Annotated in this window: 3 protein-coding genes and 1 riboswitch; of the genes, 1 reads left to right on the forward strand and 2 read right to left on the reverse strand. The window is 72.3% G+C overall.

Features of this window, described 5'->3' with window-relative positions:
• Positions 1-635: IclR family transcriptional regulator (locus tag ACFQ87_RS45240; RefSeq protein WP_380616881.1), on the reverse strand; the 635-nt coding region annotated here is incomplete at its 3' end.
• 200 nt (positions 636-835) lie between these two features.
• A riboswitch (SAM riboswitch) is annotated at positions 836-978 on the reverse strand.
• 189 nt (positions 979-1167) lie between these two features.
• On the opposite strand from ACFQ87_RS45240, the gene ACFQ87_RS45245 reads away from it, so the two are divergent.
• The gene (locus ACFQ87_RS45245; protein ID WP_380616882.1) at positions 1168-2448 is read left to right on the forward strand and encodes an amidohydrolase family protein; all 1281 of its coding nucleotides are present in this window, start codon (positions 1168-1170) and stop codon (positions 2446-2448) included.
• Positions 2449-2569: 121 nt separating this feature from the next.
• Here ACFQ87_RS45245 and ACFQ87_RS45250 read toward each other — a convergent pair whose 3' ends face one another.
• The gene (locus ACFQ87_RS45250; protein ID WP_380616883.1) at positions 2570-3211 is read right to left on the reverse strand and encodes an FG-GAP repeat domain-containing protein; all 642 of its coding nucleotides are present in this window, start codon (positions 3209-3211) and stop codon (positions 2570-2572) included.
• Between the last annotated feature and the right edge of the window lie 64 nt (positions 3212-3275).

Consider the following 3275-nt stretch of genomic DNA (forward strand, 5'->3'; position numbering starts at 1 on the left):
GTGAGGCGTTCGACCGGGCCGGAGACGGAGACGGCGGCCACCACCCGGTTGGACGGGCCTCGGACGGGCGCGGAGACGGAGGCGACGCCGGGCTCGCGTTCGCCGATCGACTGCGCCCAACCGCGGCGCCGGACCCCGCTGAGGGCGGTGGCGGTGAAGCGGGCGCCCTGGAGGCCCCGGTGGAGCCGCTCGGGCTCCTCCCAGGCGAGCAGGATCTGAGCGCCGGAGCCCGCCTTCATCGGGAGGGTGACGCCGACGGGGACGGTGTCCCGCAGGCCGGAGAGCCGTTCGGCGGCGGCCACGCAGATGCGGACCTCGCCCTGGCGGCGGTAGAGCTGGGCGCTCTCACCGGTGACGTCGCGCAGGTGGGTGAGCACCGAACCGGCGGCGGCCAGCAGCCGGTCCTCACCGGCCGCCGCCGAGAGCTCGGTGAGCCGCGGACCGAGGACGAACCGGCCCTGCATGTCCCTGCCGACCAGCCGGTGGTGTTCCAGCGCGACGGCGAGCCGGTGCGCGGTGGGCCGCGCCATGCCGGTGGCGGCGACCAGGCCGGCCAGGGTGGTCGGCCCGGCCTCCAGGGTGCCGAGGATCGAGGTGACCTTGTCGAGCACGCCGACGCCGCTCGTGTTCTCCATGGATGGGTACTCCAGTCTCAAATCCCGTGAGCGGCGGGTGGGTTCGGCTCACGGGAGCTCCCCGCGGGGAGCGGGGGGGGTGGTCAGCGAGGACGGGCCGGAGAAGTCGGCCGATTGCCTGCGCCGGGCACGAGACGGGTACGCGAAAGGGCCGGGGCGGGAAGCGCCCGGGCGAAGGACAGCACAGAGAGCACCGTGTCTCCTCATCTTTCCCGCGCCACGTTGGCGACAGGCCGGAGTTGGCACTGATCCCGAACGGCACGGCGCGTACTTCGAACGCCGGGTCGACCGGGGAGTTGCCGGGGCTTCGTAGGGCCGGTCCCTCCACCCCTCTGGATGATTCGCCAGGAACCATACAAGATTCCCCCGCCGACCCGCCAAACCTCCCCTGCCTCGCCGTCCCCGCCCGCGGGGACGAACGGGATCGCTCCGGCCCCCGGGGCAGCCGCGTGCGCCGTACGACCTCGCGGCGCCCGCGGCCGATCGGGTGTGCCGTCTGGTGCCGCTCCCGCGGCCGGTCGAGGATGGCGGCATGGGTGTCGACGACTCAGATGCCGGGCTGCTGGTGACGAACGTACGCGTGTTCGACGGGATCGGCGAGGAGGCGGTGCCGGGGCACGTCCGAATCGAGCGGGACAGGATCGCGGAGGTGGTACCGGGCCGCCCGTCCCCGCGCGGTACCCACGGGGCGACGGTGCTCGACGGCGGAGGCGGCACGCTCATGCCGGGGCTCACCGATGCCCACGTCCACCTGTTCGCGATCGGCGGCACCATGGCGGACCTGCAGCTCGCACCGACCGGCACCGTCTACTACCAGGCCCTGGCCGCCGCCCGCGACATGCTGATGCGGGGCTTCACCACGGTGCGGGACATGGCCGGTGACACCGAGCCACTGCGGCGGGTCCTGGACTGCGGACTGTTTGCGGGCCCGCGGATCTACCCGAGCCAGGCGGCCGTCTCCCAGACCTCCGGCCACGGCGACTTCGGGTCGGTCCACGAGGTCCCCACCGCCCTGGGCGGGCCGCAGTCCCGCACCGAGCAGATCGGGTTCACCCGGGTGGCCGACGGGCCGGAGCGGGTGCTCGCGGCGGTGCGCGAGCAGCTGAGGAAGGGCGCCACGCAGATCAAGGTGATGGCCGGCGGCGGGGTCGTCTCGGAGTTCGATCCGCTGGACGTGCTGCAGTTCACCACGGCGGAACTGGAGGCGGCGGTCGCCGCGGCCTCCGACTGGGGCACCTACGTGACCGTGCACGTCTACACCTCCGAGGGCGTGCGCCGCGCGGTGGAGGCCGGGGTGCGCTGCATCGAGCACGGGCACCTCGCCGACGAGGACACCATCCGCTACCTCGCGGAGCGGAAGGTGTGGCTGAGCACCCAGCCGTTCGAGGTCGACGACCACCACTACGCCTCCGCGGACGGCGACCGCAAGAACCGCGAGGTGTGTGACGGCGTCGCCCGCACCTTCGGCTGGGCACTCGAACACGGCGTGCGGCTGGCCTTCGGCACCGACCTGGTGCTCGCCCCCGCGAAGGCCCACCGGCAGTCCGAGATGCTGGTCCGACTCGGCCGGTACCTCAGCCCGGTCGGGGCCCTGAAGATGGCCACGTCCGGAAACGCGGAGCTGTTCCGCCTGTCCGGCCGCCGCGACCCCTACCACGCCGCGCCGCTCGGGGTCATCGCGCCGGGCGCGTGGGCCGACGTCCTGGTCGTCGACGGCGACCCGACCACGGACCTGTCCGTCCTCGCCGAGCCCGAACGCAACCTGCGGCTCATCGTCAAGGGCGGTGTCGTGTACAAGAACGAGCTCGCCTGACCCGGTCTCAGCCGCGTGGGGTCGGGCTACCCGATGGAGGGCGGGATCGCGAACAAGGTCGCCGAGGTACTGTGAGCCGGACGCCTCCGCTCTTGCGGGCTACGGGTCGCATCCCGCTCGGTCAGAGGGCCGAGGCCCGCGCCCATTCCACGTTGGTCCCCCCGACGACGTCCGGTGGGTTGAAGCCGGTCGCGCTCGCGGTGAAGGCGAACACGTTGCTGGAGCCGTGCCCGCCGCCGTAGACGGTCGCGAGGTCGGCCTTCCCATCACGGTTGAAGTCGCCGACGACCACCTGCGGTGGGGCGAGCTCCTGGGCGAGCCGGACGGCGGTCCCGTTCGCGGTGGCGCCCTTGTCGGAGTCCGGCGGGATCAGCGACGGCAGCACGGCGCTGGGCCAGTTCCCGACGCCGGTGCCGGCGTCCCACGCCTTGACCGGGTTGGCGAAGCCGGTGCCCGTCGACGTGAAGGTCCACAGGCCGACGTGGGTGGACTTGTCCGTGCCCCCCGCGAAGTACTTGTACAGGACGCCGATGTCGGTCTTGCCGTCGCCGTTGAAGTCGCCCGCGACCACCGTGCTGGCGTTCCAGTCCCACGTGCCGGTCCCGCTGGTCACGCTGTCCCAGAAGACCACCGGGTCGGCGAAGCCGGTACCCGTCGACGCGAAGACCAGCAGAGCGGTGTGGTACGTGCCGTCCGGATTCGTGCCGTAGTTGTAGAGCACCCCGATGTCCGTCTTGCCGTCACCGTTGAAGTCACCGGCCACGACCTTGCTCGAGTTCCAGTCCCACTACCCCGTTCCGTTGGTGTCGCTGTCCGACACGTCTCTT

The organism is Kitasatospora sp. NPDC056531 (assembly GCF_042794375.1).
In the GTDB taxonomy this organism is placed as follows: Bacteria; Actinomycetota; Actinomycetes; order Streptomycetales; family Streptomycetaceae; genus Kitasatospora.

Bases quoted from the DNA above. Each gene is read 5' to 3' on its own strand.
- ACFQ87_RS45245 (WP_380616882.1), top strand. From the start codon at position 1,168: ATGGGTGTCGACGACTCAGATGCCGGGCTGCTGGTGACGAACGTACGC.